The sequence below is a fragment of the Agrobacterium rosae genome (assembly GCF_002915175.1).
GTDB lineage: Bacteria > Pseudomonadota > Alphaproteobacteria > Rhizobiales > Rhizobiaceae > Agrobacterium > Agrobacterium rosae.
Genome location: NZ_NXEJ01000007.1, coordinates 142,005 through 166,849 on the forward strand (window position 1 = coordinate 142,005; position 24,845 = coordinate 166,849).

Sequence of the window (24,845 nt, forward strand, 5' to 3'; positions counted from 1 at the left end):
GGCTGATCCATGACAACTTATGACTATGACCTTTTCGTTATCGGCGGCGGCTCCGGCGGCGTTCGTAGCGCCCGTGTGGCGGCTTCGCTCGGCAAACGCGTCGGTATTGCAGAAGAATACCGCTATGGCGGAACCTGCGTCATAAGAGGCTGCGTGCCTAAGAAGCTGTTTGTCTACGCCTCACAATATCCCGAACATTTCGAAGACGCTGCGGGCTATGGCTGGACGGTCGGCAAAAGCACATTCGACTGGAAGAAGCTGATTGCCGCCAAGGACAAGGAAATCGAGCGTCTGGAAGGCCTCTATCGCAAGGGTCTTGAAAACGCCAAGGCCGACATCTTCGATAGCCGCGCCGAACTAGTGGATGCTCACACCGTCAAGCTGACGAAAACCGGCCAGACGGTTACGGCAGAGCGCATCGTGATTGCCGTCGGCGGCACACCAAATCCGCATGTCGCCTTGCCCGGCTATGAACTGACGATTTCGTCCAATGAAGCTTTCCATCTGGATGAGCTGCCGAAGTCGATACTGATTGCAGGCGGCGGTTACATCGCGGTGGAGTTCGCCAATATTTTCCACGGTCTTGGTGTCGAAACCACACTGATCTATCGCGGCAAGGAAATCCTGTCGCGCTTCGACAGAGACATGCGTGAAGGCCTGCACGAGGCCATGGCGGCCAAGGGTATCCGCATTCTTCTTGAAGACGTTATTCAGGAGGTCAGCAAGGACGGAGCCGACGGTTTCGTTGCACGCACCAAGCAGGGCCATTCCCTCAACGTCGGTCTGGTGATGCTGGCACTGGGACGTGACCCGAACACCCAGGGGCTTGGTCTTGAAAACGCTGGTGTCGCCGTCAATGAACGGGGCGCAATCATCGTGGACGATTATTCGCGCACCAATGTTCCCGGCATCTTCGCACTGGGTGACGTCACCGACCGGGTACAGCTGACGCCGGTCGCCATCCACGAAGCGATGTGCTTCATCGAAACCGAGTTCAAGAACAACCCGACAAAGCCGGACCACCATCTCATTGCGACGGCGGTGTTCTCTCAACCGGAAATCGGCACGGTCGGTATTTCCGAGGAAGAGGCGGCTGCCAAGTTCGAGGAGATCGAAGTCTACCGCGCGCAGTTCCGCCCGATGAAGGCGACGCTTTCCGGTCGTACGGAAAAGACGATCATGAAGCTCATCGTCAATGCCGCAGACCGCAAGGTCGTGGGTGCGCATATTCTGGGGCATGATGCTGGCGAGATGGCGCAGCTTCTGGGCATTACGCTGAAAGCCGGCTGCACCAAGGACGACTTCGATGCCACCATGGCCGTGCATCCAACGGCATCGGAAGAGTTGGTGACGATGTATACGCCGAGCTACCGGATCAAGAACGGTGAAAGGGTATAACCGAGCTTTCGCTTCGGTCTTCCCGGACGTCTGACGTGCCACCAAAAAGAGCCTCGTTGCGCTTCAACAGCGCAGCGAGGCGGTCTATCAGAAGCCTCATTTCCGGGGCGTGACGGTCATCGTCGTTGACGGCGAGCCACAGCGGACGAGACAGTTCCTCTATTGCCTCGCCATCGCGGACTAGACCCGGCGTCGCGTCTCCCAGAAATGACGGCAAGATGCCGAGTCCAGCGCCGCTGGCAATGAGCTTCGGCAGCAACTCGGGCGCATTGGTCCAGGTGTGGATCATGGCCTCATGATTGCGGAACACCCATTTTTCCGCATCTGAGACGGCCACTTCAGTCCCGATTGATATCCAAGGCATGTTATCGCGGGCGGAAAGGTAGGTGGCGCGGTACGCATGATACGTCATCGTCACTGATTTGCGGACGGCGAAATTTCCGTTTTTGGGTGCCTTGTCGAAAATCGCCACCATGCCGCGGCGAAATGTTAGGTCATCATCGTCACCGATGCGTTTGCAACACAAACGAAACGCGTCTTGCGGTCCACGCAAGTCGGCGGCGTTATCCGCCACAAAACCCATCAGCCAGATATTGCTCGCCACGGAGACGATGGGCAGTGAAAAAGCGTCGCCGTGCCATTGGCTGATATCCAAAGCGGTTTTCTGCATGGATTGCACGCGCTCGAACAAGGTGACACCATCCGGCGCAAGCCGGTAGCCTTGTGGACTCCGTATAAAAAGCGTCCGGCCCATCGATCGCTCGAGAAGCAGCATCCTGCGCCCGATTGTCGGCGCGCTGATGCCGGTCAAGCTTGCGGCACCGGCCAGGCCACCCTGCGAGGCCACGATATGGAAGAGCTTGAGATCGTCCCAATTCACGTCTTTCATGACAATCATCCCCGCTGATGACGGACATTATACGCAAAGGCAGCCGCCGGTGCACCGTGCAAGACTGAAATACCCGTTTCAGTGGTGCGTCTATGAAGTGCGTGCATCTGGCCATACCTCCCTGATATCAAAACAGGGAGGCTACTATGCTACCGGAAACGATGTTTGTAATAGAACGTGTGCGGCATATGCAGGCGGTAAAGAATAACGCAAAGCTTGCAGGTCCGCTTGAGGATTGGCCATCGACACGGCTGGAGCGCGCCGCCTTGTGGTTTTCGAGGTGGGTGAATGGTTGGGAGGAATTTCCCCGCCCTGATGCCGTTTCGGGTGAGGCAGGTGCTGGCGAACTTCGCCTTTGCAAGCGGGTGTGAAAGTGTTTATAAGCGCGCGATTAACAGGGAGAGTTGCTGCCTCTGGTCTAAAGCGGCGTCACAAGCGAGAACACAATGGCACAGAATTGGACACCGAGCAGCTGGAGGCACAAGCCAATCCAGCAGGTTCCGGAATACCCGAATGCGACTGCAGTTGCTGCAACGGAGGCAACGCTTGCAACCTATCCACCGCTGGTGTTTGCCGGTGAAGCACGTCGCTTGAAAAAGCAGCTTGCCAGCGTTGCAGATGGTGAAGCGTTTTTGTTGCAGGGTGGCGATTGCGCGGAAAGCTTTCTGGAACATGGCGCAGATAACATCCGCGACTTCTTCCGTGCGTTTCTGCAAATGGCCGTCGTTCTGACCTATGGCGCGCAGCTTCCTGTCGTCAAGGTTGGCCGCATCGCCGGTCAGTTCGCCAAGCCGCGTTCGTCCAATATCGAAACGCTGGATGGTGTCAGTCTGCCATCCTACCGTGGTGATATCATCAACGGCATCGAATTCAACGAAACCTCGCGCGTTCCGAACCCGGAACGTCAGCTTGACGCTTACCGTCAGTCGGCTGCGACGCTGAACCTTCTGCGCGCCTTCGCCATGGGTGGCTATGCCAACCTCGAAAACGTGCACCAGTGGATGCTGGGTTTCGTAAAGGACAGCCCACAGGCTGACCGTTACCGCAAGCTGGCTAACCGTATCTCCGAAACCATGGACTTCATGAAGGCCATCGGTATCACGGCTGAAAACCAGCCGAGCCTGCGCGAGACCGATTTCTTCACCAGCCATGAAGCTTTGTTACTTGGTTACGAAGAGGCGTTAACCCGTATCGACTCGACATCTGGAGATTGGTACGCAACGTCAGGCCACATGCTGTGGATCGGCGACCGTACCCGCCAGCTGGACCATGCGCATGTGGAATATTTCCGCGGCATAAAGAACCCGATCGGTTTGAAGTGCGGCCCATCCTTGCAGCCCGACAATCTGATCGAGCTGATCGACGCGCTGAACCCGTCCAACGAAGCGGGCCGTCTGACGCTGATCTGCCGCTTCGGCCACGACAAGGTTGCCGAAGGCCTGCCAAAGCTCATCCGGGCCGTCCAGAAGGAAGGCCGCAAGGTCGTCTGGTCGTGCGATCCGATGCATGGCAACACCATCACGCTCAATCACTACAAGACGCGTCCATTCGAGCGCATTCTGTCGGAAGTCGAAAGCTTCTTCCAGATTCACCGCGCCGAAGGCACACATCCGGGTGGTATCCACATCGAGATGACCGGCAAGGACGTGACCGAATGCACCGGTGGTGCACGCACGGTGACCGCTGATTCGCTGTCCGACCGTTACCACACCCACTGCGACCCACGCCTCAACGCCGATCAGGCGCTGGAGCTGGCGTTCCTGCTGTCTGAGCGCATGAAGAGCGGCCGCGACGAGAAGCGCTTGGCTGTCGTCAACGGCTGATAGGATTTGAGAGACAAACAAAAGCCGCCGGAGTGATCCGGCGGCTTTTTTATTTGTTTCCCGTTACTGCACCAGTGCCGGACTCATGCAGCGGAGATCCGTGACCCGCACATCCGCTTCGCCGACCTTGATGCCGAGCAGCATCAGCGTGTTGTAAAGCAGACCGTCGATTGGTGCGGTTGCGACGGAGAGGGTTTCCGCCAGCGCAGCCTGAACGAGTGTGGGCGTGCCGATGGTGATGAAGAGGACGTTGATATCGACGTCGAGATTTTTTAGCAGCGACTTGATGAGGGAGGTCGAGATATCCTTGGTGGATACGGTTTTGACCGTTGCCTGCGTGATGTCGGTTTGCTGGAAGGTCAGTTTCGTTTTTGTCATGTTGGCAGCATCGACATGGGCCATGCCATTGATTTTCAGCGCCAGCGCATCCACGATTGCAGCCTTGGTAACCCGCGGATCCCTGCCGAAATTGTTGAAAGCTGTCGTGTCGACATTGCCAAGGGAAATTTCGGCGATGCCGGGAACGACCTCCACATCCACGGTGCCGGTGCCATTGGCGTTGCAGCGAATGTCGGACAACTTCGCTTCCGCATTGGCGACCTCGACATAGAGCGGCAGGTTGACCGAAAGGCCGAGCAGCGCTTTCAGCCCATCGACCTTTGTTTCGATGGAAAGACGCGTCTGTGAGGTTCTGACGATGGTGCCGGTCGATCCGACTGCAAGCGACGGCGTGCCAACGGGTGGCTCGCCAATAGCAAGCGTGATTTTTGTGGAGGCAAGTCCCGGAACGGTGACACCGGCATCCACCGCAACCTGCTTGCCGCCGTTGGCCGCCGTCGCTGCGGCGGTGATGAGGTCGAACACGCCGGCTTGGACGTTGAGGTTCTCAGAGTTGCCGATCTGCTTGTCGAGAATAGGCTCGAGCGCCAGCACCTGTTCCAGCCGAAGTTTGACGGTGGTCTTGTTGAGTGTCTTTTCCAATGTCTTCAGCGCTGCCGTAACCACTGGTCTGGTACCTGTGGCTTTGGTGAGTGCGGTTATGAATTTGCCATAGGTGATTTCGGTTTTTAGGACGTCGCGATAAGTGCCGGCTGTGATGTTGAGGTCTGTGGCCAAGGCGTCGATGATCGTAAGCGCATTGACATCGGCAGCAACGAGCGCCTGGTAGTCCACAAGGTTCAGCGTAATCGTCGTTCCGAGCAGACCACTCAGCAGGTTGTTCAAAAGTCCGCTGTTGAGGCTCGCAACACGTGAGCCGACGGAGAAGGCGGCAATACGTTGTGCAGCCGCTGTTCCGACTGCGGAAATGGTTGGCGCTGTCGTGAAGCTTCCGGCGAAATAGATGCGGCCTTTTTCAAAGATGTTGACCTTTACCGCATTCGTCGGAGTAGCATTTTCAACAAAACGTTGGCCAATCGCCACGTTGGCATCAGGCACATAACGCCCTTTGATGATCTCCGCATATCCGTCACGGCTGGAAAAGGCCGTCAGCGGATCGAATGGCGTCGTGCCGGTCTCAGTCAATATGCCGGATGCCGTCTTGACGCCGATGTTCTTGTTGTTGAGTTGGAAGTACTGAAAAACGGCGCGGTCCGTATCCGTGGCGGAGGCAGCCGAGATGGCAGCAAGATCAGCCGTCTGTTGCAATTGCCGTTTTTGCAGTGTCAGCGAGCCGTAATCGACGCCTAGCGCCAATACACCCATCATCAGTGGGGCGGTGATGCCAGCCATAATGGCAACGTTGCCAGAGCGGTTACGGTAGAGACGTTTTAGAACTGAGACGGTTCTGCGCATGTCAGATTCCCCCGATCCGGATTGTCGAAAAACGACGAATGGTCTTGTCTGGAAGCGCGAAGCTGTAGAGGCTCCAGATCGGCAGTTCGGTCGCGTCATATTCAATGGTGACTGTGAACTGATTGACATTCACGGGGTCGCTACCGACGCTGACGTTCACGCGTCTCTTGTCCAGAAAGGCGTAATTCAAAGCGCTTTTGTCGACGAAATTTTTCGCTAGGGTTTCCCGCTCGGTTTTGTTGATACCCGCCACCGCCGTGCGCGCTGCATCCGCGGCCACCTGCTGCACGGCATAGGCCGCAGTAAGATAGATGCCGTAGGCGATCATTGTCAAAAGAACGAGAATGAAGACTGGCGCGACGATGGCGAACTCAACTGCCGCCGAGCCGGAACGATTGCGGACTATACCTGCCATATTCATCATGGCACCCCCCGATCCGAAAACTTATTATTTTCGAAAAGACTAATTTAGAGATATTGATTTTTTGTTAATGGGGAAATTTATGGTTGTGCCGTTTCTGGAAAAGGCATGTAAAGCGCGTATTTATTGTAAAAATACAGGGCTTTATACGTCAGATCAGTCTCAAACCCTTGAAGCTGACATGCCCATCCTTGCCGATGATGATGTGATCATGCACGGCGATGCCGAGTGGCTTGGCGGTATCGATGATCGTCTTGGTCATGTCGATATCAGCGCGGGAAGGGGTCGGGTCGCCGCTTGGGTGGTTGTGGACGAGGATGATCGCGGTGGATGAGAGCTCCAACGCGCGGCGCACCACTTCACGCGGATAGACGGGCGTGTGGTCCACCGTGCCTTGCCCCTGAACTTCATCGGCAATCAACACATTGCGCTTGTCCAGAAACAGAATGCGGAACTGTTCTCGGGCTTCGTGGGCCATGACTGCATGGCAATAATCAATGACCGATGACCAGGAACCGAGCACCTGCTTGTTGCGAATTTCGCTTTTCAGCATGCGTTGGGAAACCGACGCGATGAGCTTGAGGTCCAGCGCCACCGCTTCGCCTACACCCTTGACCTCCTGAAGCAGACCAGCAGGCGCGCCCAAGACGCCGCCCAATGTACCGAACCGGGTAATCAATGCCTTGGCGATGGGCTTGGTATCGCGCCGTGGAATGAGGCGGAACATCAAGAGCTCCAGCAATTCGTAATCTGCCAGAGCAGCGTCGCCATTGTCGCGAAATTTGGCGCGCAGCCGCTCGCGATGGCCGTGATAGTGCGCAACATCACCATCTGGTGACGGCGTTGGCTGCGCCTTCAGTTTTTTCGAGGCCTGCATCGGCTCGGCAAAGAAGCCGCGCTCGTCCATGGTTTCCGCCATGCCGTCCATCTTGTCGTCAGCGCCGTTTTTCGTGCTGAACATCGTCTTCTGGTCGGCGGGGCGTTTGGCCATTGGGTGTCGTCTCTCGTTTAGAGCGGTGGCAGGCCGGGGCGGTGCAGGCCACCGGGCGATAGGGTGAAGACTTCGCACCCTGTCGCAGTCACACCCACGGCATGTTCGTACTGAGCCGACAGCGAGCGGTCACGTGTCACGGCTGTCCAGCCATCCGAGAGTACCTTCACATTCGCCTTGCCGAGATTGATCATCGGCTCGATGGTGAAGATCATGCCTTCGCGAATTTCAGGCCCGTCCGTGACCTTGCCATAATGGAGAATGTTCGGCGTATCATGAAACAGCCGACCGACGCCGTGGCCGCAGAAATCCGTGACGACCGAGCAGCGCTCCGCTTCTGCATAGGCCTGAATGGCGGCACCGATGGCACCCGTGCGGGCGCCGGGCCTGACGGCGGCAATGCCGCGCATCAGGCATTCATAGGTCACTTCCAGCAGACGCTCCGAGGCGCGCTTGATCTGCCCCACCGGATACATGCGGCTGGAATCACCGTACCAGCCATCCAAGAGATAGGTGACGTCGATGTTGACGATATCGCCTTCGCGCAACGGCTTGTCATCGGGAATGCCGTGGCAGACGACATGGTTGATGGAGGTGCAGACGGATTTGGTATAGCCGCGATAATTGAGCGTTGCGGGCAGGGCGTTGTTGTCCATCCCGAATTCGAAGACGAAGCGGTCGATAGTGTTGGTGGTAACGCCCGGCTTGACGATGTCGGCGAGCTCATCCAGGCACCGCGCCGTCAACTGGCTGGCCTTGCGCATGCCCTTGAAGTCCTGCGCATTATAGAGGCGAATGACGCCCGTATTTTTCGAGGGTGCCGTTGCCGCGTCGACGTAAGTAACCATTGTATCGCTTTCTGTCCTTTTATGCTTTCGTTCATAAAGCAGCAGGGTGCCAGTCGTCTATTGCAACCATCTCGTTTGCGACGATTTCCCGTGATGAGACACTGCATTTTATCGCATATGCCTCCACGCCACGCGTCATGGCGCGCTGAAACGCTGCGAAATACACCGGATCGAGATCGGCGCAGATGCGAAAGCGGTCACAATCGCTCCGTTGGATGAGGTAGAGCATGACCGCGCGGTAGCCGGATTGGGCCGCATCGCCCAGTTCTTCGAGATGTTTGGTGCCGCGCTTGGTGGCGGTATCTGGAAATTCCGCCAGACCCTTTTGCCGCATGAAGTGGACGTTCTTGACCTCTACGTAGGCATTGGGCCTGCCGGGGGCAGACAGCAGAAAATCGATTCGGGAATTGATACCGTACTTCTGCTCTCGTGTGATAGTCGTGTAGCCGGCTAAGGATGGAACACGGCCAGCGCGAATCGCTTCTTCCGCGAGCTTGTTCGGCATCCCGGTATTGATGCCGACGACGGTCCCATCTGCCTCTACCATTTCAAGCATGTGGCGATATTTGCGGGTAGGGGTGTCGTGTTGCGAAAGCCAGATGCGGGAACCCGGCGTGGTCAACCCACGCATGGAGCCGGTGTTGGGGCAGGAGCCGGTGATTTCAGTGCCATCTTCCAACGTCGCATCGAACAGGAAACGCTTGTATCGGGAAATCAGCGTGGCGGGAATAAGGGGCGAATCAAACTGCATGGCGCAGTGTCATGTTCGCCGCGATCTTATTCAAGCACGTAGGTTCCCGGTGCGTCGCAAAGCGGTGTCAGAGCGCCGTCACCGGGAATGCGGGCGGCGACCTTGCGCTTGTCGATGCCTTTGATCCACTTCTGCCAGTGCGGCCACCACGAGCCCTTATGCTCCGTCGCTGTTTTTTGCCAATTTTCAAAGTCACCACCCGGCGACGCGCCCGTCCAATACTTGTATTTCTCCATCTCTGGCGGGTTGACGACGCCTGCGATGTGGCCGGACGCGCTGAGCACGAATTCCACCGGGCCGCCGAAACAGGAAGCCCCGGTGAAGACGGATTTTGCGGGCGCGATATGGTCTTCGCGGGTGGCGAGATCGTAGACGGGAATGTCGATGTCCTTCAGGTTCAGGACCTTTCCGGCGACTTTCATGCGTCCCTCGGACAGATTGTTCTCCAGATAACAATTGCTCAGATAAAACGAATGGTTGGCGGCGGCAACCCGCGTCGAATCGGAGTTCCAGTAGAGCAGGTCGAAAGGCGGCGGTTGGGCGCCGCGCAAATAATTATCCACCACATAGGGCCAGATGAGATCGGAGGCACGCAGCATGTTGAAGACGCTGGCCATGACCGCGCCATCCAGATACCCCACCGCCTTCATATGCCTGTCCAGTGCCGCCAATTGCTGTTCGTCTATGAAAACCTTCAGGTCGCCCGCATGAGTGAAATCTGTCTGTGCGGCAAGCAGCGTGGCGGAACGGATGCGGCGGTTTTTCTCCTGCGCATGCAAAGCGAGCGTGGAGGCCAGCAGCGTACCGCCGATGCAGTAGCCGATGGCATTCACATTGCCTTCGCCGGTTGCCTGTTCGATGGCATCGAGTGCGAAATCGATTCCCTCTCGCGTATAATTCTCCCAACCTTTTTCGGCGTGGCGCGCATCGGGGTTGATCCATGAGATCATGAAAACGCTGTGGCCCTGATCGACACACCATTTGACGAAGGATTTGCGGGCATTGAGATCGAGAATGTAGAACTTGTTGATCCACGGCGGGATGATCAAAAGCGGCCTCTTCAACACCTTTTCCGTAGAAGGCGCATATTGAATGATCTCGCACAGGTCGCTGCGGGCAATGACCTTGCCGGGGGTCACGGCAATGTTCTGGCCGATGACGAATGAGCTATAATCCGTCTGGCGCAGTTTGATATTGCCGTTGCCCGCCGCCATGTCCTCGGCCAGTTGCGCCATGCCCTTGACCAGATTGGCACCGCTGGTTGCTACGGTCTCGCGAAAGACCTGCGGGTTGGTGAAGGCGAAGTTGGCGGGCGAAATGGCCTCTGTGACCTGGCGCATATAAAACCGGGCTTTCTGGCGCGTCTTTTCGTCCAGCCCGTCCGCTTCCGTAACCATGCGGTCTGCCCAGCCAGCGGTGGCGAAATAGACTTTCTGCAGAAAATCGAAGAACGGATTTTCCTGCCAGTCGGCATCGGCAAAGCGCTTGTCCTTGCGCCTCGTTTCGGGTTGTTCCGCTGTCTTTTCAGCCTCGCCGGAATATTGCGCCATCGATTTCTGCCAGATATCGAAATAGCTGGACAGCAGATGGGTCTGCGCCTCCACGGAGCGCTTCGGTTCCGCCATCCAGTACTCTGCGACATCGGACAGCGTCTGAAACAGGTCGCTCATGGGGCTGGCGCTGTTGTGCGGAATTTCACCTCGCTCTCGCGGGGCAATCCATTCGGATGCCGCTTTGCCGAGGTTTTCCAGCGCCTTGGCGACATTCATGGCGAAGGCTTGCGGATCACGCAGAATGTAGGCGTCGGCTGATTTGGGATCGAAACCATCAGGCTTCTCCTCCTCGTCTTTCACTTCGCCTTGCCTGCCTGCCATCCATTATTCTCCAGCGCATTTTTGGTTTGCACATCCTGCATGAAAACGAATACAAGTTCCAGCAGGGCGAACGCCGCAGATGTGGCGTATGATATTTGATAATACCTTATGGACGGGACATTGAAATGGGCGAGCATATGCAAAGCGTAAGAGCTGCAACTGTCGTGGCGGTTTGCGGCATGCTTTTACCGCTGCTTGCCGCATGCAAGTCTCCAGAGCCGATCGTCGCGCCTGCTTACATGCAGCGCCCGAAAGCGCAGGTGGTTGGACCGCAGCCGGTTGATGCATCTCCCGTTTCTCAAAAGCGTGACACAGGAACCTATCCGACCTTTGCCAAGCCCATGACCGCTGCCTTGCCGCAGATGGAAAAAGAAGAGGCCGTGACCATGGAAGAAACCATGACACGGCTGGGCAACGCCCGCCGCAGGGGGCAGATTTCTGAAAAAGAATACAACCGTCAGGTTGCCGAACTGCGTGCGCTTTACGAGCAGCAAAAGCCCACTGCCACACCTGCGGCGTCGCAGTAATTCTGCTGTTTAAAGAAGTGTGAGTTATCGGGTTTGATTTTTACGCATTCCCGAAACAAGGCGATTACCGCGTTCCTTAAGCCCATATAGGCAGTTTAGCGCTATAGTCTCAGCCAAGCGACGCCGAAGACGTCGCAGGCCAGGGGGCGTAAAATGAAGTGTCTCTTTATCTGTTTGATCGTTGCTGTTTCGGTTTTCCAACCCGTACAGGCCAAGGCACCATCCGTGCTGGGCAACTACACCAGCCACATGCGCTGATCAGTCATTTTCCGTAACGTCGGCAGCACGTCCAGATCGCCTGCGGTGATGTGGCGATGTCGAAGGCTAAGAGGCGCGGGCGGCATTTGGTTGCTGTTTAGGCAACACTTTGCGCTGAAAATTCAATGATCCTTCACGAAAGCATTGGCTTTTTTGCCCAACTTGCCTATGTGGTGCCTCATACATTAAAGACACACGAAGGATTATGGGCGTGACAGCTACATTCGACAAGGTTGCAGACATTATCGCTGATACCAGCGAAATCGATCGCGAAACCATTACGCCGGAAAGCCACACGATCGACGATCTGGGCATCGACAGCCTCGACTTCCTCGATATCGTTTTCGCGATCGACAAGGAATTCGGCATCAAGATTCCGCTGGAACAGTGGACCCAGGAAGTCAACGAAGGCAAGGTTTCGACCGAGGAATATTTCGTTCTCAAGAACCTTTGCGCCAAGATTGACGAGCTGAAGGCCGCTAAGGGCTGATTGTTCGATAGCGAGTGGCGGCCATGCTGTGCTGCCTTCATTCCTGTGCTTGTCACAGGAATCCAGTCAGCCCGAGGCCTTGAGCTGAAAAAACTCTTCCGTCGCGCAGACGCGCGACGACTGGATTCCTGTGACGAGCACAGGAATGAGGGAAGCCGGCCTTGTCGGCATCGCCATCCTATTGCGCGCACCAAACATTTACGGACGGAACATGCTTCTAGAATATTTCCAGATGGTGGACCGTATCGAGTCCATCGACAGATCCGCTCGCATTTTGAAGGCACGCTCGGTCGTGCCGGATAAAAGCCCGGTTTTCGAAGGGCATTTTCCCGGCATGCCGCTGGTTCCCGGTGTTCTTCTGATCGAGACAATGGCGCAGGTGTCCGGCATGCTGGTTCTGGCGATGACCAATTTTGCAGCCATGCCGTTCCTCATGACCGTCGATGGGGCGAAGATGCGGACATTCGTCGAGCCGAATGCCGTTCTCGATATCGAAGCATTTTTGGAGCATGACGGTTCTGGCTTTGCCGTGACCAAGGCGAAGATTACCTCTGATGGCAAGAAGGTGTGCGATGCGCAGTTGAAACTGCGGACCATGCCGTTTTCGGAAATTCCGCTCGGACCGATTGTCAAGAAGCGGGCCGAAGAAGTCGGACTGATGGCGGCGATTGCTGCGGATACGTCGGTTTAAGCCGTCGAGATTCATGAGTGCGTGATGGTGGGTGTGGCTTACCCCCCTCTGTCCTGCCGGACATCTCCCCCACAGGTGGGGAGATCGACTCGTTGAGACCTCTCGCGCATCTCTAAGGTTGCGGGTGGAGGGGGCTAAGCGCCCAGCCAATCTCCCTCCTTGTGGGGGAGATGTCCGGCAGGGCAGAGGGGGTAAGCCACACCCACCATCGTACCATGAGCGAAAAGCCCCGTTTTTTCCCATGGACCTCTGAAAATCCATGCATTCCGCAGGCTGTTTGGGCCTTCGCCATTGCAAAGCCGCATCGTGAGCATTATTCCGCATGGCACATACGGTCATTGGACCGCTTTAAAAAGCTGGCCTGCTTCATCATGGGCAAGCGACGAAGGATGACGGATTATGAAGTCTGACAATGATGTGGTGATTACCGGGGTTGGTATCGTGACCTGTCATGGTGTTGGTATCGACGCCCATATTGCGCTGCTGTCGGCAAGCTCTGCGCCTGACGCGATTGTCGAGACGGAAAAGTTTGCGCCCTATCCGATCCATCCGCTGCCGGACATTGACTGGTCGAACCAGATTGGCCGCAAGGATCAGCGCCAGATGGAAAACTGGCAGCGCCTTGGTGTATTCGCTGCGGGTCTGGCACTTGATGATGCCGGTCTGAAGGAAGACGCGGAAGCCTGCGGCACCATGGACATGATCGTGGCTGCCGGTGGTGGCGAGCGTGACATCAATGTCGACACGCTGATCGTGGACGAAGGGCTGAAGCGTAACGACCGCGAAGTCATGCTCAACGAAAAGCTGACGACCGAGCTTCGCCCGACACTGTTCCTTGCCCAGCTTTCCAACCTCATGGCTGGTAATATTTCAATCGTCCACAAGGTGACCGGTTCGTCGCGCACCTTCATGGGTGAAGAGGCGGCAGGTATTTCCGCGGTTGAGACGGCATTTTACCGTATTCGCTCCGGCGAATCGAGCCATGCGCTCGTGGGTGGTGCGTTTGCCGCGGAGCGGCCTGATATGACGCTGCTGTTCGAAGCCATCGGCGCACATGCGCAGGGTGAGTGGCAGCCGCTGTGGTCGCGCGCAGACGGTGAGGGCGGTGGCATGGTCACCGGCTCTGTCGGCGCATTCCTCGTGCTGGAATCCCGCAAGCGTGCTGAAGCGCGTGGCGCAAAGATTTATGCCCGCATTGACGCCATCGAGGGTGATCGCGGCGCACGTCAAGACGGCAAGTTTGAGCAGAGACTGGAGCGACTTCTGGCCCCGGCCAATGATTCGGCTGAAACGGTCATTTTCTCTGGCGCTAGCGGATATGACGCCGTGACCGTTCGTGAGAAGGATGTGCTTCAAAAGGCGCTGCCGAAGGCCGTCCTTCGCGGCTTCAGCGGTGTGACCGGCCATGGGCTGGAGGCGCAGTTTCCGTTGGGCCTTGCGCTGGCGGCACTTGCGCTGAATGGCAATGCGAAAGTTCCGGCATTCGACAGTTCTGCTGAAAAGCCAATGACGTCAGCTGCCTCACAGGTGGTTGTGACGACGGTTGGCCATGTGCGTGGCGAAGGTGTCGCCGTGCTTTCCAATGACGCTTGAGGAGTAGACACCATGGCATCCAGCACATTCAAGGATCACCTCGGTCGCCCCATCGTTGCCGTTACCGGCATGGGCATTCTCACCTCGCTCGGCCAAGGGCTCAAGGACAATTGGGCGGCGTTGACCTCCGGCAAATCCGGTATTCACAAGATCACCCGTTTCCCTACCGACAATCTTTCCACCAAGATTTGCGGCACGGTGGATTTCATCGACATTCCAAAGCCAAACTCCGTCGAGCGGTCTTTTGCATTTGCCCGCGAAACCACGATCGAGGCTTTGGCGCAGGCTGGCATTTCGGGCGATTTCAACGGCCCGCTGTTTTTGGCTGCACCACCGATCGAGCCGGAATGGAGCGCCCGTTTTGAGCTGGGCGACCGTTCTCCGCCTGCGGCAAAACCTGGCGATGCCTATGACCGCTTCATGGCCGCTCTGCGCGAGCGTCCAGATCCGGCCTTCCAGGAAGCTGCATTGTTCGGCGCGATCTCGGAGCGTCTCGCTGACCGTTTCGGTACGCGGGGCCTCCCGGTTACGTTGTCCACAGCCTGTGCGTCAGGTGCAACGGCGATCCAGCTTGGTGTCGAAGCCATTCGTCAGGGGCGCACGGACCGCGCCTTGACGGTTGCGACTGACGGTTCCGTTAGTGCCGAAGCGCTCATCCGCTTCTCGCTGCTGTCTGCACTCTCCACGCAGAACGAACCGCCGGAAAAGGCGTCCAAGCCGTTCAGCAAGGATCGTGATGGCTTCGTGATTGCCGAAGGTGCAGCGACCCTGGTGCTGGAATCGCTTGAGGCTGCGGTTGCCCGTGGCGCAAAAATTCTGGGCATCATAAAGGGTGCTGGCGAAAAGGCCGATAGTTTCCATCGCACCCGCTCGTCGCCAGACGGCGGTCCTGCGATTGCGACCATTCGCGCAGCCCTTGCCGATGCGGGCGTGGCTGAAGGCGATATCAACTATATCAATGCCCACGGCACTTCGACGCCTGAAAATGACAAGATGGAATATGGCTCCATGCTCGCCGTGTTCGGTGAGGGGCTTAAATCCATTCCCGTCTCATCCAACAAGTCGATGATCGGTCATACGCTGACAGCAGCCGGTGCGGTGGAAGCGGTGTTTTCGCTGCAAACCATGCTGACCGGTACGGTGCCGCCGACTATCAACTACACCAATCCCGATCCGACGATTGCGCTGGACGTGGTGCCGAATGTGAAGCGCGATGCGGATGTGACCGCCGTGCTTTCCAATTCCTTCGGCTTCGGCGGACAGAACGCAAGCCTTGTCATGACGCGGGAACCGGCTTAATCGGTTCTCTTCCATCACAACAAAATAAACGCCTTCGGGCGAAGGACTACTATTATGCGCGCCTTGCAACTCGTAGATGACCGTAAGCTTGAGAGAGTGGAATTGCCTGAACCGGAAGCGCCAGCGCCCGGTGAAGTGACACTTCGGGTCAAGGCCGTCGCGCTGAACCACATCGATGTCTGGGGCTGGCGCGGCATGGCATTTGCCAAGCGCAAGATGCCGCTGACCATCGGCGCGGAAGCGTCGGGTGTGGTCGAAGCCATCGGTCCTGGTGTCTCCAATGTCCTGCCGGGTCAGCTCGTGTCGATCTACGGCGCGCGTACCTGTGGTCGTTGCCACCACTGCGTGGCTGGCCGCGATAACCTGTGCGAAAATGTGGGCGGTGTTCACGGTTTCCATCTGGATGGTTTTGCGCAGGAAAAGATCAACATTCCCGCTCGCCAGCTCGTTCTCGCACCGCCGGGTATCGACGCGGTGGCTGCTGCTCTTGCCCCTGTAACCTTCGGCACCGTCGAGCATATGCTGTTCGACAATGCGAAGCTTCAGCCCGGCGAAACGATTCTTATCCATGCGGGTGGTTCGGGCATCGGTTCTGCTGCCATTCAGCTTGCCAAGAAAATGGGCTGCACGGTCATCACCACCGTCGGTTCCGATGATAAGATCGAGCGTGCCAAGGCATTGGGTGCCGATCACGTCATCAATTACCGCGTCGACCGTTTCGAAGGTGTGGTTCGCAAGCTGACGAAGAAGAAGGGCGTCGATGTCGTCTTTGAACATGTCGGCAAGGATACCTGGGCGGGTTCGATGTTCTGCCTGAAGCGTGGCGGACGCCTCGTCACCTGCGGCTCTACATCGGGCGTTTCGGCGGAAATAAACCTGATGATGCTGTTCCAGCAGCAGTTGAAGCTTCTCGGTTCCTTCGGTTGCCGTATGGAAAACATGGCAAATGCCATGCAGAAAATGGCGCGAGGCCTTGTGCATCCGGTCATCGATACCGAAGTAACCTTCGATACTATCGAGATGGCGCTGGAGCGGATGGAAAGCCGTCAGGTCTTCGGCAAAATCGTCCTGCGGATGGATTGATCCTTTTGAAAATGTTGATAACGCGCATCGTCCTGGCGTTCGAAAACTTTCGCCAGTGGCTGAATGCGACGATTGCGTTTAGTGTTCTGAACCTGTTGAAGCTTTTGCCAGCCGATCCTGCCATCCGGTTTGCGGACAGGCTTGCCCGCAAGATCGGCCCTAAAACGCCACGCCACAAGCTGATGCTCTACAATCTCGAGCGCGCCTTTCCCGAGAAATCGGAAGCGGAGCGTATGGAGATTGCGCTGGATAGCTGGGGCAATATGGGACGCCTGGCTGCGGAATATGTTTTCCTCGATCGCCTATTCGATTTCGATCCGGCACAGGACAAGCCGGGCCGTGTCGAAGTCGTTGGCACAGAGACGTTTCTCGAACTGAGAGACAATCCGCGCCCCTTCATCGTGTTCACTGCGCATTCGGGTAACTTCGAGCTGCTTCCGGTTGCAGGCTCGGCGTTCGGGCTGGATGTGACGGTGCTGTTTCGCCCGCCGAACAATCCCTATGTCGCGAAACGCATTTTCGATTTCCGCAAGGAGCGTATGGGCAACCTCGTTCCGTCTCACGCCGGTTCGTCCTTTGCTCTGGCGCGGCAATTGGAAAAAGGGGGCGGTATTGGCGTTCTGGTTGACCAGAAGTTTAGAAAAGGCCTGCCGACGCAATTCTTCGGCAACGACGTTTTGACCAACCCCTTGCTGGCAAAGCTGGTGCGGCAATTCGGCTGCGATGTGTTTCCGGCGCGTTGCATCCGTCTGCCGGATAATCGTTACCGGCTGGAAATCGAGCCCAAGGTCGAGATACCGTTGAACGAAAAAGGCTCTGTCGATGTGCAGAAGACGGCACAACTGCTCAATGACAAGGTCGAGAGTTGGGTGCGAGAATATCCCGGACAATGGTTGTGGTATCACGACCGTTGGCATATCAAACGTCATATCAAGGACTAGAATAGGATCGTTCTGATTCATTGAAAGCGATAACATCTCAGGATTGTGAATGTATAATGTTCTTCACAATTTCTGGGATTTGTTAAAGCCGTCCTGCGTGTGTTAATTTATCTTGTGTAATGGCGGTGCTGTTTCTCGTTACGTCATTTTTTACGGTGATACCCTATAACGAGTCTCGTGCCGCTTGGCCGGAATGTATTTGAAAGTGCGAGTGGCGCACGATCATCCGGGGGAGAGTCGAGTTGAAAGCTTTGATTGACTTGTTCTGGCAACGATATTCGGAGCTGAAAGGCGCCGTGGATCGCAACGACGCCCCGAAAATTGCGATCCTTGATCGTGAGCTAGATGCCTTGCTTGAAAGCATAACGAGCAGAAAAACCAAGACCACGTCTGAGGTTCTTGAGCAGTTCCGCTTTGCGATCGATCTCCTTAATGAAGAGGCGGAGGACACCGGCTGCGTTCAGCGCAATTCCGAACTCTTGCGCCGGTTGGTGGACAGGTACATCGGTGCTGGTCTGCCATATGATGGCGTGACGCCCGATGGCGAAGCTGCGACATGGAGCCCTTACGTCATTCTTGACGAAGATCGGTTGGATGATCTGGATGAACGCGTCTTCGTGGTTTCACCCGGTTATCGGATCAACTACACCAATGCCATCAATGCGCTGTGCTACGAGGCCAAAACCAACGATCTCGTTGGGCGGCATATCGCCGAATTCATCGGCATACATCATTTCCAGCAAGCGCTGCGCGAAAAGCTCGACGCATGCTTTAAGGGGCAGGCCGCAAAATACACCTATGCGGAAGACATTGATGGGCACACAGTGGTGCGCTCTTATGAAATGTCGCCTTGTTACTCCCCGTCCTATAAGCTCGTTGGCGCAATTATAATCGTAAAAGAACTGGCCGACCGTCGTCATCGGGCCGTGGCATAAGGCAGTCTGGGTATTCCAGTCTCCAACCGACCACTTTGTCCGCTACCGTACCATGTCTTTTGACATGCCAGAAATGAGATAGGGTGGGAGTTCGATGTCGATCTTTTCGACGTCGCGACGGGGTTTAGAAGCGCAGTATTTATCTGGCCAAGTCTGATCTCTAGTCAAGATCACCTTTATTCACCAAAGAAAAACCGATGAATAATGCCATACATTCACGCTTATTGTAAACGATTACATCTTTGTTATTTGCAGTATTGATGGGTGCCATTTACCGCGTCTTCGGGTCTAATAGCGTAACGGCAGAGTGATAATCATATAACAAATGTTAATGACCTACGCACGGATAGGTTAAATCTCGTGTATTGACGAAATGGACAACGATAGTGTTCATATCTCAGAACAATGTAGTTTCATGGGTAGCTCATATTCGGATCATAGATGTCTCTTTGGCCTCATCGATACGGCAGCCCGTGGACCCAAAGTTAAAATGATCTGAGCCTGCTTCGGCAACGGTTTTTGAAAGAAGGAGGTTTTCCTGATCGTGTCCGGCACAATGATTGGACAGTGTCAGAATGGGAAACCTGTGTGATGAAATGGAGGCTCCATTGATTGGGCTCTTCGACGCCTTTTCGCTGAAATGCACGCAGTTGAAACAGGCTGTGGCCGGTGGTCATGACGATCTTGTGCGTGTGCTGGATCGAGAACTTCAGCCGATGATCGCGGGTATCCTGTCATATAGGGCAGAAACCCGCGAGGAAGTGCATATGCAGTTGCAGTTCCTCAACAGTTTGATCCGCGACGAGGCCGAAGATAAATCAAGCGTTACGCGCCGTAGTGCTGACATGTCGATGCTGATCGATCGTTATTTCCCCAATTCGAGCGGCAAGGGTGATCGCATCCAACGTCCGACATTACGGCCGACTGATGAGAACGCTGTATTCGAGATGCCGAACCAGCCTCTGTTCAATGAGGCTGTGCTGGATAGTTTGCCGGATCGCATTGGCGTCGTCACCAAGGATTATCGCTATCTGTATGCCAATCAGGCAAACGCGCAGTATTTGAACCGCACCGCGCTATCCATGATTGGCTGTCATGTTTCGGAGTTTGTGGGGGAGGAAAGCTTCAGGACCATGGCCCAGCCAGCGTTCGAAAAATGCTTTCACGGTCATAAGGTCGACTACATCCACAAGGGACGTCGCGATTCCTGCAGTTTCACAACCCGTTGCCGCATGACGCCATTGCGTGGTGGAAACAATAAGATTGTCGGCGCTGTCATCGTTCTCCAAAGCGTTGATGAAGTCGCCCTGAACTGCAATTGAGGGCCTAGCCGCCCGTAAGACTTGCGAAGAATGAGCCCACCGCAGAGACGGCACCGGCGTCCAGAAGCAGTTTCGTCGCCATTGCTAGGCATGAGATCACCAGCAGAGGCCGAATGATTTTTGCGCCGTTGTTCATGGCAAGTCGCGAACCCATCTGCGCGCCCAGAAACTGCCCCAAACCCATGACCAGTCCCAGCTTCCATAAGATTGCGCCGCTGAGTGTAAAGACGAGGAAGCCGCCGAAGTTCGAGCCGAGGTTGAGAAGCTTGGTGTGAGCCGTTGCCTTCAACATACCGAAGCCCGCCAACCCGACAAATGCCAGCATGTAAAACGAACCGGCCCCTGGCCCGAAAATGCCATCGTAGAAACCCACCAGTGGAACGACGGTCAGGCCGAATACGAGGGGCCTTACGCGTTGGTGACTATCCAGATCGCTGAGGTTGGGTTTGAAGGCAAAATAAAGGGCTATCGCGATCAGCAAAAACGGCATGATGGCTCGCAGAACATCAGGCGGCACGAACGACGCCGTCAAGGCCCCGAAGACACCGCCTAAGAGTGCCATCATTGCCATGGGGAATTGCTTTTTTAGGTCCACATGGCCTCGACGCGCGTAGGCGATGGTGGCTGATGCCGAGCCGAACTGCGCCTGCAATTTGTTCGTTCCCAAAACCTCAAGCGGCGGAACGCCCAGGATGAGCATGGCAGGGATGACGATCAACCCGCCACCACCGGCAATCGAATCCACAAAGCCTGCGAAAATGGCCACCAGAAAAAGGATGAGAAAAAGCTGAAGAGCGACATCGTGCACGGGGAGCATTCCAGGAGGGTGATGGTGACGCCGCTTCTCTCACCGAATTATGCTTGTTGCAACGGTTTTCGTGTCTTGCGTCGAGGGCATTGCGCGGATTGTGCGTCCGTTTATGGTGCATTCGCTGTTTCGTCGTTCGTGGGCGATTCTGCTCTAGATGAATTTGAGGACATGGCATGCATAAGGTAATTTTCGACACGGACCCCGGCATCGACGACGCAATGGCGTTGCTGTTTCTGCATCGCCACCCGGATATCGATCTGGTTGGTGTCACGACGGTTTTCGGCAATGCTCCGCTCGATATTACCACCCGCAATGCGTTGTTCCTCAAGCAGCAATGGGGCATGACGGCACCGGTGGCCAGAGGTGCAGGCGTCACGTTCGATCCATCCCGCCCGGAAGGTCATTGGCCGACTTTTATCCATGGCGAAGACGGCCTCGGCAATATCGGTGTTCCCGATACGATTGATCTGCCGCTGGATCCACGCCCGGCGCATCACTTCATTATCGATACCGTCAAAGCAAACCCGGGTGAGGTGACGCTGATCGCCGTCGGCCGCATGACGAACCTCGCCTTGGCGCTGCGTGAAGACCCGGATTTTGCGACTTTGGTCAAGCAGGTCATCATCATGGGTGGCGCTTTCGATATCAACGGCAATGTCAGCCCCGCGGCAGAAGCCAATATTCATGGCGATCCTGAAGCCGCAGACCTGGTTTTCACTGCGCCGTGGCGCGTGACGGTCGTTGGCCTCGATGTGACGACGCGCACGGTCATGACATCGAAATTCATGGACGAGATGGCGAAGGAGGGCGGGGCACCCGTCCAGCTTCTGTCGGATTTGTCGCAGTTCTACATCGAGTTTTACAATCAGCGTACCGGCGACGGCATGGTGGTGCATGACAGCTGCGCCTGCGTCTACCTGACCAACCCCGAACTTTTCGACACCCGCAGCGGTGCGATTCGCGTCGTGTGCGGCGGTATTGCCGATGGCCAGACGATCCAGAAGCCGGACGGTGTCGGTTTTCCGCCTGGGAAATGGGATGGGCATCCAAGCCAGCTCGTCTGTACCAATATCCAGCCTGATCGTGTGCTTTCGGTCATCCGTTCGACAATTGTGCATGGCGAGCGCGGCTGATTGGTCGCGCGCGCTGCCAAACGCGGCGTCTTGCCTTGCATTTTTGAAAAAACTCGCGTTATGCAGGTTTTGCAGGCCGCGTTCATTTTGCTGGCTGCGACCGCTTGCGGAAAACCAATTCGTGTTTTTCAGCACATGCGTTACACTTAAATGATACGGGTCCGATGTGTTCGTGTCGGCTGTATTTGAAACCAAAAAACGAATGTTATGTGAGCCGCTAATTTGGCTCATTTCCACGAGGAAAAGATGGAAGAGTTTCACAAGGTCAAGCGTCTGCCGCAATACGTGTTCGAACAGGTCAACCGTTTGAAAGCGAGCGCGCGAGCGGGCGGAGCCGACATTATCGACCTTGGCATGGGCAATCCCGACCTTCCGACACCGAAGGCCATTGTCGATAAGCTGTGCGAAGTGGTTCAGGATCCACGCACACACCGTTACTCGTCCTCCAAGGGCATTCCCGGTCTTCGCCGTGCGCAGGCGGGCTATTACGCCCGCCGTTTCGGCGTGAAGCTGAACCCCGATACGCAGGTTGTCGCCACGCTGGGCTCCAAGGAAGGCTTTGCCAATATGGCGCAGGCCATCACGGCACCTGGCGATGTCATTCTTTGCCCGAACCCGACCTATCCGATCCATGCGTTTGGCTTTCTGATGGCGGGTGGCGTTATCCGCTCGATGAATGTCGAGCCGGACGAAACCTTCTTCGGCCCGCTCGAGCGCGCTGTCCGCCACTCCATTCCCAAGCCGCTTGCGCTGATCATCAACTACCCGTCGAACCCAACGGCGCACGTCGCATCGCTGGATTTCTATCGCGACATCATTGCTTTCGCCAAGAAGCATGATCTGATCGTGTTGTCGGACCTTGCCTATTCCGAAATCTACTTCGACGACGCCAACCCGCCGCCATCCGTTCTGGAAGTGCCGGGTGCGATGGACGTTGCGGTGGAATTCACCTCCATGTCCAAGACCTTCTCGATGCCTGGCTGGCGTATGGGCTTTGCAGTCGGCAACGAGCGGCTGATTTCGGCCCTGACGCGTGTGAAATCCTACCTGGATTACGGCGCATTCACGCCTATTCAGGTTGCGGCCACCCACGCATTGAACGGTGATGGTTCCGATATCGCTGAAGTGCGTAGCGTCTATCGTCGCCGCCGCGATGTCATGGTCGATACGTTCGGAAAGGCCGGTTTCGAGGTTCCACCTCCAGCGGCCACCATGTTCGCATGGGCAAAAATTCCGGAAAAATTCCGCCACCTCGGCTCTCTGGAGTTTTCCAAACTCCTCGTGGAGAAGGCCGATATTGCCGTCGCTCCCGGCGTCGGCTTTGGCGAAATGGGCGACGATTACGTTCGCCTTGCGCTTGTTGAAAACGAGCATCGAATTCGCCAGGCAGCGCGCAATTTGAAGCGCTTCCTGTCGACAGCGGACGATACGTTGCACAACGTCGTTTCGCTCAACGCCCATCGTTAAGGGCATCCAACCGGGTGGCCGTTTCCGGCCACCTCTTCACGTCAGCAAATCAGGAATATACCAATGGCAGATTCATTGAGAATCGGCATAGCGGGACTCGGCACTGTCGGCTCTTCGCTCGTGCGCATCCTCCAGCAGAGAAGCAACGAACTTGCAATTACCTGCGGACGCGCAATTGAGATTATTGCAGTCAGCGCACGCGACCGTTCGCGTGATCGCGGTCTTGATCTCAAGGGTATTACCTGGTTTGACACGCCTGAAGAGATGGCGGCAAAAGCCGAAATTGACGTTTTTGTAGAGCTGGTCGGCGGTGCCTCCGGTACCGCGGAAAAGGCCGTGCGGGCCGCGCTGTCACGCGGTCTCCACGTGGTGACAGCTAACAAGGCGTTGCTTGCCAAACACGGCGTTGAGCTTGCCATTCTCGCGGAAGAGAGAGGCGCGCTGCTGAACTTCGAAGCAGCTGTCGCCGGTGGCATTCCCATCATCAAGGCCCTGCGTGAGTCGCTGACCGGCAACCATGTGTCGCGCATCTACGGCATCATGAACGGCACCTGCAATTACATCCTGACCAAGATGGAAAAGGAAGGCTTGTCCTTCGAGGCGTGCCTCAAGGAAGCGCAGCGGCTTGGTTACGCCGAAGCCGATCCAGCCTTCGATATCGAGGGCAATGATACCGCTCACAAACTGGCAATCCTCACCACACTTGCCTTTGGCTCCAAGATTGCAGCTGATGACATCTATCTCGAAGGCATCTCCAATATCTCGATCGAGGATATTCAGGCGGCTGCTGATCTCGGTTATCGCATCAAGCTGCTGGGCGTTGCGCAGGTAACGGAATCAGGCATCGAACAGCGTGTACACCCGACCATGGTACCGCTGGATTCAGTCATTGCGCAGGTGGATGGCGTGACCAACGCTGTTGCTGTCGAATCGGACATTCTCGGTGAACTGCTGATGGTTGGACCCGGCGCAGGTGGCAATGCCACGGCGTCCGCTGTTCTGGGTGACATCGCAGACATCGCTAAGAGCCGCCCGGGCGTGCAGCAGGTACCGGTGCTTGGCCGTCCGGCAAAGTCGCTGACCGAATACCGTCGCGCCAAGATGAAGAGCCACGAAGGCGGTTACTTCATTCGCCTGACGGTGAAGGACAAGGCCGGCGTTTTTGCCAGCATCGCAACGCGCATGGCGGAAAACAATATCTCGCTGGAATCCATCGTCCAGCATTCTCGCGTTCCCGTCGAGGGCGGTGCGCAGACGATCATCCTCGTTACCCACGCAACGATGGAAGACGCTATCCGCAAAGCCGTCAAAGGCATAAAGAGCGAAAAATACCTGGTGAACGAACCGCAGGTCATTCGCATCGAACGGACCTGATCGTCTGATTTCACGATATGACATGGAAGCCATCGGCGGTAGCGTCGGTGGCTTTTTTGTATTTTTGCTCCGTATCTGCCATCAGCACCCTGTAAAAAAACTGCTGCACCTTGTCGGCAGGCGCGTTACGTC

The 24,845-nt window shown here is 56.2% G+C and carries 23 protein-coding genes; 15 read left to right on the forward strand and 8 right to left on the reverse strand.

What is annotated here, in order from left to right; all coding sequences use genetic code 11:
* Window positions 1-9 precede the first annotated feature (9 nt).
* Window positions 10-1,398, forward strand: coding sequence for a glutathione-disulfide reductase (gene gor, locus CPJ18_RS15095; protein ID WP_103659227.1), 1,389 nt, complete (start codon window positions 10-12; stop codon window positions 1,396-1,398).
* Here gor and CPJ18_RS15100 read toward each other — a convergent pair.
* Window positions 1,376-2,287, reverse strand: a complete 912-nt coding sequence (locus CPJ18_RS15100) for a LysR family transcriptional regulator (RefSeq protein ID WP_103659331.1) — start codon at window positions 2,285-2,287, stop codon at window positions 1,376-1,378. The two genes, gor and CPJ18_RS15100, sit on opposite strands and share 23 nt — an antisense overlap.
* A gap of 146 nt (window positions 2,288-2,433) precedes the next feature.
* Between CPJ18_RS15100 and CPJ18_RS15105 the strand changes: the two genes are divergently transcribed.
* Entirely contained in the window at window positions 2,434-2,658 is a 225-nt protein-coding gene (locus tag CPJ18_RS15105) for a hypothetical protein (RefSeq protein WP_146258691.1), read from the forward strand.
* A 75-nt stretch (window positions 2,659-2,733) separates the two neighbouring features.
* The gene (locus tag CPJ18_RS15110; protein ID WP_077106741.1) at window positions 2,734-4,110 is read left to right on the forward strand and encodes a class II 3-deoxy-7-phosphoheptulonate synthase; all 1,377 of its coding nucleotides are present in this window, start codon (window positions 2,734-2,736) and stop codon (window positions 4,108-4,110) included.
* A 63-nt stretch (window positions 4,111-4,173) separates the two neighbouring features.
* Here the strand turns inward: CPJ18_RS15110 and CPJ18_RS15115 are convergent, their stop codons facing one another.
* The 6 genes from CPJ18_RS15115 to CPJ18_RS15140 form a co-directional block, all read right to left on the reverse strand.
* Window positions 4,174-5,904: a pilus assembly protein TadG-related protein gene (locus tag CPJ18_RS15115; RefSeq protein WP_103659229.1), complete on the reverse strand. Its 1,731-nt coding sequence runs from the start codon at window positions 5,902-5,904 to the stop codon at window positions 4,174-4,176.
* Window position 5,905: 1 nt separating this feature from the next.
* Window positions 5,906-6,328, reverse strand: a complete 423-nt coding sequence (locus CPJ18_RS15120; protein WP_103659230.1) for a TadE family protein — start codon at window positions 6,326-6,328, stop codon at window positions 5,906-5,908.
* A gap of 148 nt (window positions 6,329-6,476) precedes the next feature.
* Window positions 6,477-7,316: a RadC family protein gene (radC, locus tag CPJ18_RS15125; protein ID WP_103659231.1), complete on the reverse strand. Its 840-nt coding sequence runs from the start codon at window positions 7,314-7,316 to the stop codon at window positions 6,477-6,479.
* A 17-nt stretch (window positions 7,317-7,333) separates the two neighbouring features.
* Window positions 7,334-8,164: a type I methionyl aminopeptidase gene (map, locus tag CPJ18_RS15130; protein ID WP_103659232.1), complete on the reverse strand. Its 831-nt coding sequence runs from the start codon at window positions 8,162-8,164 to the stop codon at window positions 7,334-7,336.
* A gap of 31 nt (window positions 8,165-8,195) precedes the next feature.
* Complete coding sequence (gene sfsA / locus CPJ18_RS15135) at window positions 8,196-8,915, reverse strand: DNA/RNA nuclease SfsA (protein WP_103659233.1); 720 nt, start codon at window positions 8,913-8,915, stop codon at window positions 8,196-8,198.
* A 26-nt stretch (window positions 8,916-8,941) separates the two neighbouring features.
* A complete protein-coding gene (locus tag CPJ18_RS15140; protein ID WP_103659234.1) occupies window positions 8,942-10,789 on the reverse strand; it encodes a PHA/PHB synthase family protein in 1,848 nt (615 codons plus the stop codon).
* A gap of 137 nt (window positions 10,790-10,926) precedes the next feature.
* On the opposite strand from CPJ18_RS15140, the gene CPJ18_RS15145 reads away from it, so the two are divergent.
* The 9 genes from CPJ18_RS15145 (at window position 10,927) to CPJ18_RS15195 (ending at window position 19,928) form a co-directional block, all read left to right on the forward strand.
* On the forward strand, window positions 10,927-11,316 hold the full coding sequence (locus CPJ18_RS15145) for a hypothetical protein (RefSeq protein WP_245445415.1): 390 nt from the start codon (window positions 10,927-10,929) through the stop codon (window positions 11,314-11,316).
* Between the two features lie 463 nt (window positions 11,317-11,779).
* A complete protein-coding gene (locus CPJ18_RS15150; protein ID WP_103088466.1) occupies window positions 11,780-12,064 on the forward strand; it encodes an acyl carrier protein in 285 nt (94 codons plus the stop codon).
* A 211-nt stretch (window positions 12,065-12,275) separates the two neighbouring features.
* Complete coding sequence (locus tag CPJ18_RS15155) at window positions 12,276-12,755, forward strand: 3-hydroxyacyl-ACP dehydratase FabZ family protein (RefSeq protein WP_103659332.1); 480 nt, start codon at window positions 12,276-12,278, stop codon at window positions 12,753-12,755.
* 396 nt (window positions 12,756-13,151) lie between these two features.
* Window positions 13,152-14,348 (forward strand): beta-ketoacyl-ACP synthase, encoded by a 1,197-nt coding sequence (locus CPJ18_RS15170; RefSeq protein WP_167397918.1) that lies wholly within the window; start codon window positions 13,152-13,154, stop codon window positions 14,346-14,348.
* A gap of 12 nt (window positions 14,349-14,360) precedes the next feature.
* Window positions 14,361-15,647, forward strand: a complete 1,287-nt coding sequence (locus tag CPJ18_RS15175; RefSeq protein WP_103659237.1) for a beta-ketoacyl-ACP synthase — start codon at window positions 14,361-14,363, stop codon at window positions 15,645-15,647.
* A gap of 54 nt (window positions 15,648-15,701) precedes the next feature.
* Window positions 15,702-16,730: a zinc-binding dehydrogenase gene (locus CPJ18_RS15180; protein ID WP_067642690.1), complete on the forward strand. Its 1,029-nt coding sequence runs from the start codon at window positions 15,702-15,704 to the stop codon at window positions 16,728-16,730.
* Between the two features lie 11 nt (window positions 16,731-16,741).
* Complete coding sequence (locus tag CPJ18_RS15185; protein WP_077101392.1) at window positions 16,742-17,671, forward strand: lipid A biosynthesis lauroyl acyltransferase; 930 nt, start codon at window positions 16,742-16,744, stop codon at window positions 17,669-17,671.
* A gap of 242 nt (window positions 17,672-17,913) precedes the next feature.
* Window positions 17,914-18,606 carry a hypothetical protein gene (locus CPJ18_RS15190; protein WP_077120898.1) on the forward strand — a complete coding sequence of 231 codons (693 nt, stop codon included), beginning with the start codon at window positions 17,914-17,916 and terminating at the stop codon, window positions 18,604-18,606.
* Between the two features lie 608 nt (window positions 18,607-19,214).
* Window positions 19,215-19,928, forward strand: coding sequence for a PAS domain-containing protein (locus tag CPJ18_RS15195; RefSeq protein ID WP_167397912.1), 714 nt, complete (start codon window positions 19,215-19,217; stop codon window positions 19,926-19,928).
* A 4-nt stretch (window positions 19,929-19,932) separates the two neighbouring features.
* On the opposite strand, the gene CPJ18_RS15200 is transcribed toward CPJ18_RS15195, so the two are convergent.
* Window positions 19,933-20,736, reverse strand: coding sequence for a TSUP family transporter (locus tag CPJ18_RS15200; protein WP_103659333.1), 804 nt, complete (start codon window positions 20,734-20,736; stop codon window positions 19,933-19,935).
* Between the two features lie 176 nt (window positions 20,737-20,912).
* Between CPJ18_RS15200 and CPJ18_RS15205 the strand changes: the two genes are divergently transcribed.
* The 3 genes from CPJ18_RS15205 (at window position 20,913) to CPJ18_RS15215 (ending at window position 24,713) form a co-directional block, all read left to right on the forward strand.
* Window positions 20,913-21,872 (forward strand): nucleoside hydrolase, encoded by a 960-nt coding sequence (locus CPJ18_RS15205; RefSeq protein WP_103659240.1) that lies wholly within the window; start codon window positions 20,913-20,915, stop codon window positions 21,870-21,872.
* Window positions 21,873-22,118: 246 nt separating this feature from the next.
* On the forward strand, window positions 22,119-23,339 hold the full coding sequence (locus CPJ18_RS15210) for an LL-diaminopimelate aminotransferase (protein WP_077100601.1): 1,221 nt from the start codon (window positions 22,119-22,121) through the stop codon (window positions 23,337-23,339).
* A 63-nt stretch (window positions 23,340-23,402) separates the two neighbouring features.
* The gene (locus tag CPJ18_RS15215; RefSeq protein ID WP_077100603.1) at window positions 23,403-24,713 is read left to right on the forward strand and encodes a homoserine dehydrogenase; all 1,311 of its coding nucleotides are present in this window, start codon (window positions 23,403-23,405) and stop codon (window positions 24,711-24,713) included.
* The last annotated feature ends 132 nt before the right edge of the window (window positions 24,714-24,845 follow it).

What these genes read in the sequence shown, in the direction of transcription:
- gor (WP_103659227.1), top strand. Translation starts at nt 10, where the DNA reads ATGACAACTTATGACTATGACCTTTTCGTTATCGGCGGCGGCTCCGGC.
- CPJ18_RS15100 (WP_103659331.1), bottom strand. Translation starts at nt 2,287, where the DNA reads ATGAAAGACGTGAATTGGGACGATCTCAAGCTCTTCCATATCGTGGCC.
- CPJ18_RS15105 (WP_146258691.1), top strand. Translation starts at nt 2,434, where the DNA reads ATGCTACCGGAAACGATGTTTGTAATAGAACGTGTGCGGCATATGCAG.
- CPJ18_RS15110 (WP_077106741.1), top strand. Translation starts at nt 2,734, where the DNA reads ATGGCACAGAATTGGACACCGAGCAGCTGGAGGCACAAGCCAATCCAG.
- CPJ18_RS15115 (WP_103659229.1), bottom strand. Translation starts at nt 5,904, where the DNA reads ATGCGCAGAACCGTCTCAGTTCTAAAACGTCTCTACCGTAACCGCTCT.
- CPJ18_RS15120 (WP_103659230.1), bottom strand. Translation starts at nt 6,328, where the DNA reads ATGATGAATATGGCAGGTATAGTCCGCAATCGTTCCGGCTCGGCGGCA.
- radC (WP_103659231.1), bottom strand. Translation starts at nt 7,316, where the DNA reads ATGGCCAAACGCCCCGCCGACCAGAAGACGATGTTCAGCACGAAAAAC.
- map (WP_103659232.1), bottom strand. Translation starts at nt 8,164, where the DNA reads ATGGTTACTTACGTCGACGCGGCAACGGCACCCTCGAAAAATACGGGC.
- sfsA (WP_103659233.1), bottom strand. Translation starts at nt 8,915, where the DNA reads ATGCAGTTTGATTCGCCCCTTATTCCCGCCACGCTGATTTCCCGATAC.
- CPJ18_RS15140 (WP_103659234.1), bottom strand. Translation starts at nt 10,789, where the DNA reads ATGGCAGGCAGGCAAGGCGAAGTGAAAGACGAGGAGGAGAAGCCTGAT.
- CPJ18_RS15145 (WP_245445415.1), top strand. Translation starts at nt 10,927, where the DNA reads ATGCAAAGCGTAAGAGCTGCAACTGTCGTGGCGGTTTGCGGCATGCTT.
- CPJ18_RS15150 (WP_103088466.1), top strand. Translation starts at nt 11,780, where the DNA reads ATGGGCGTGACAGCTACATTCGACAAGGTTGCAGACATTATCGCTGAT.
- CPJ18_RS15155 (WP_103659332.1), top strand. Translation starts at nt 12,276, where the DNA reads ATGCTTCTAGAATATTTCCAGATGGTGGACCGTATCGAGTCCATCGAC.
- CPJ18_RS15175 (WP_103659237.1), top strand. Translation starts at nt 14,361, where the DNA reads ATGGCATCCAGCACATTCAAGGATCACCTCGGTCGCCCCATCGTTGCC.
- CPJ18_RS15180 (WP_067642690.1), top strand. Translation starts at nt 15,702, where the DNA reads ATGCGCGCCTTGCAACTCGTAGATGACCGTAAGCTTGAGAGAGTGGAA.
- CPJ18_RS15185 (WP_077101392.1), top strand. Translation starts at nt 16,742, where the DNA reads ATGTTGATAACGCGCATCGTCCTGGCGTTCGAAAACTTTCGCCAGTGG.
- CPJ18_RS15205 (WP_103659240.1), top strand. Translation starts at nt 20,913, where the DNA reads ATGCATAAGGTAATTTTCGACACGGACCCCGGCATCGACGACGCAATG.
- CPJ18_RS15210 (WP_077100601.1), top strand. Translation starts at nt 22,119, where the DNA reads ATGGAAGAGTTTCACAAGGTCAAGCGTCTGCCGCAATACGTGTTCGAA.
- CPJ18_RS15215 (WP_077100603.1), top strand. Translation starts at nt 23,403, where the DNA reads ATGGCAGATTCATTGAGAATCGGCATAGCGGGACTCGGCACTGTCGGC.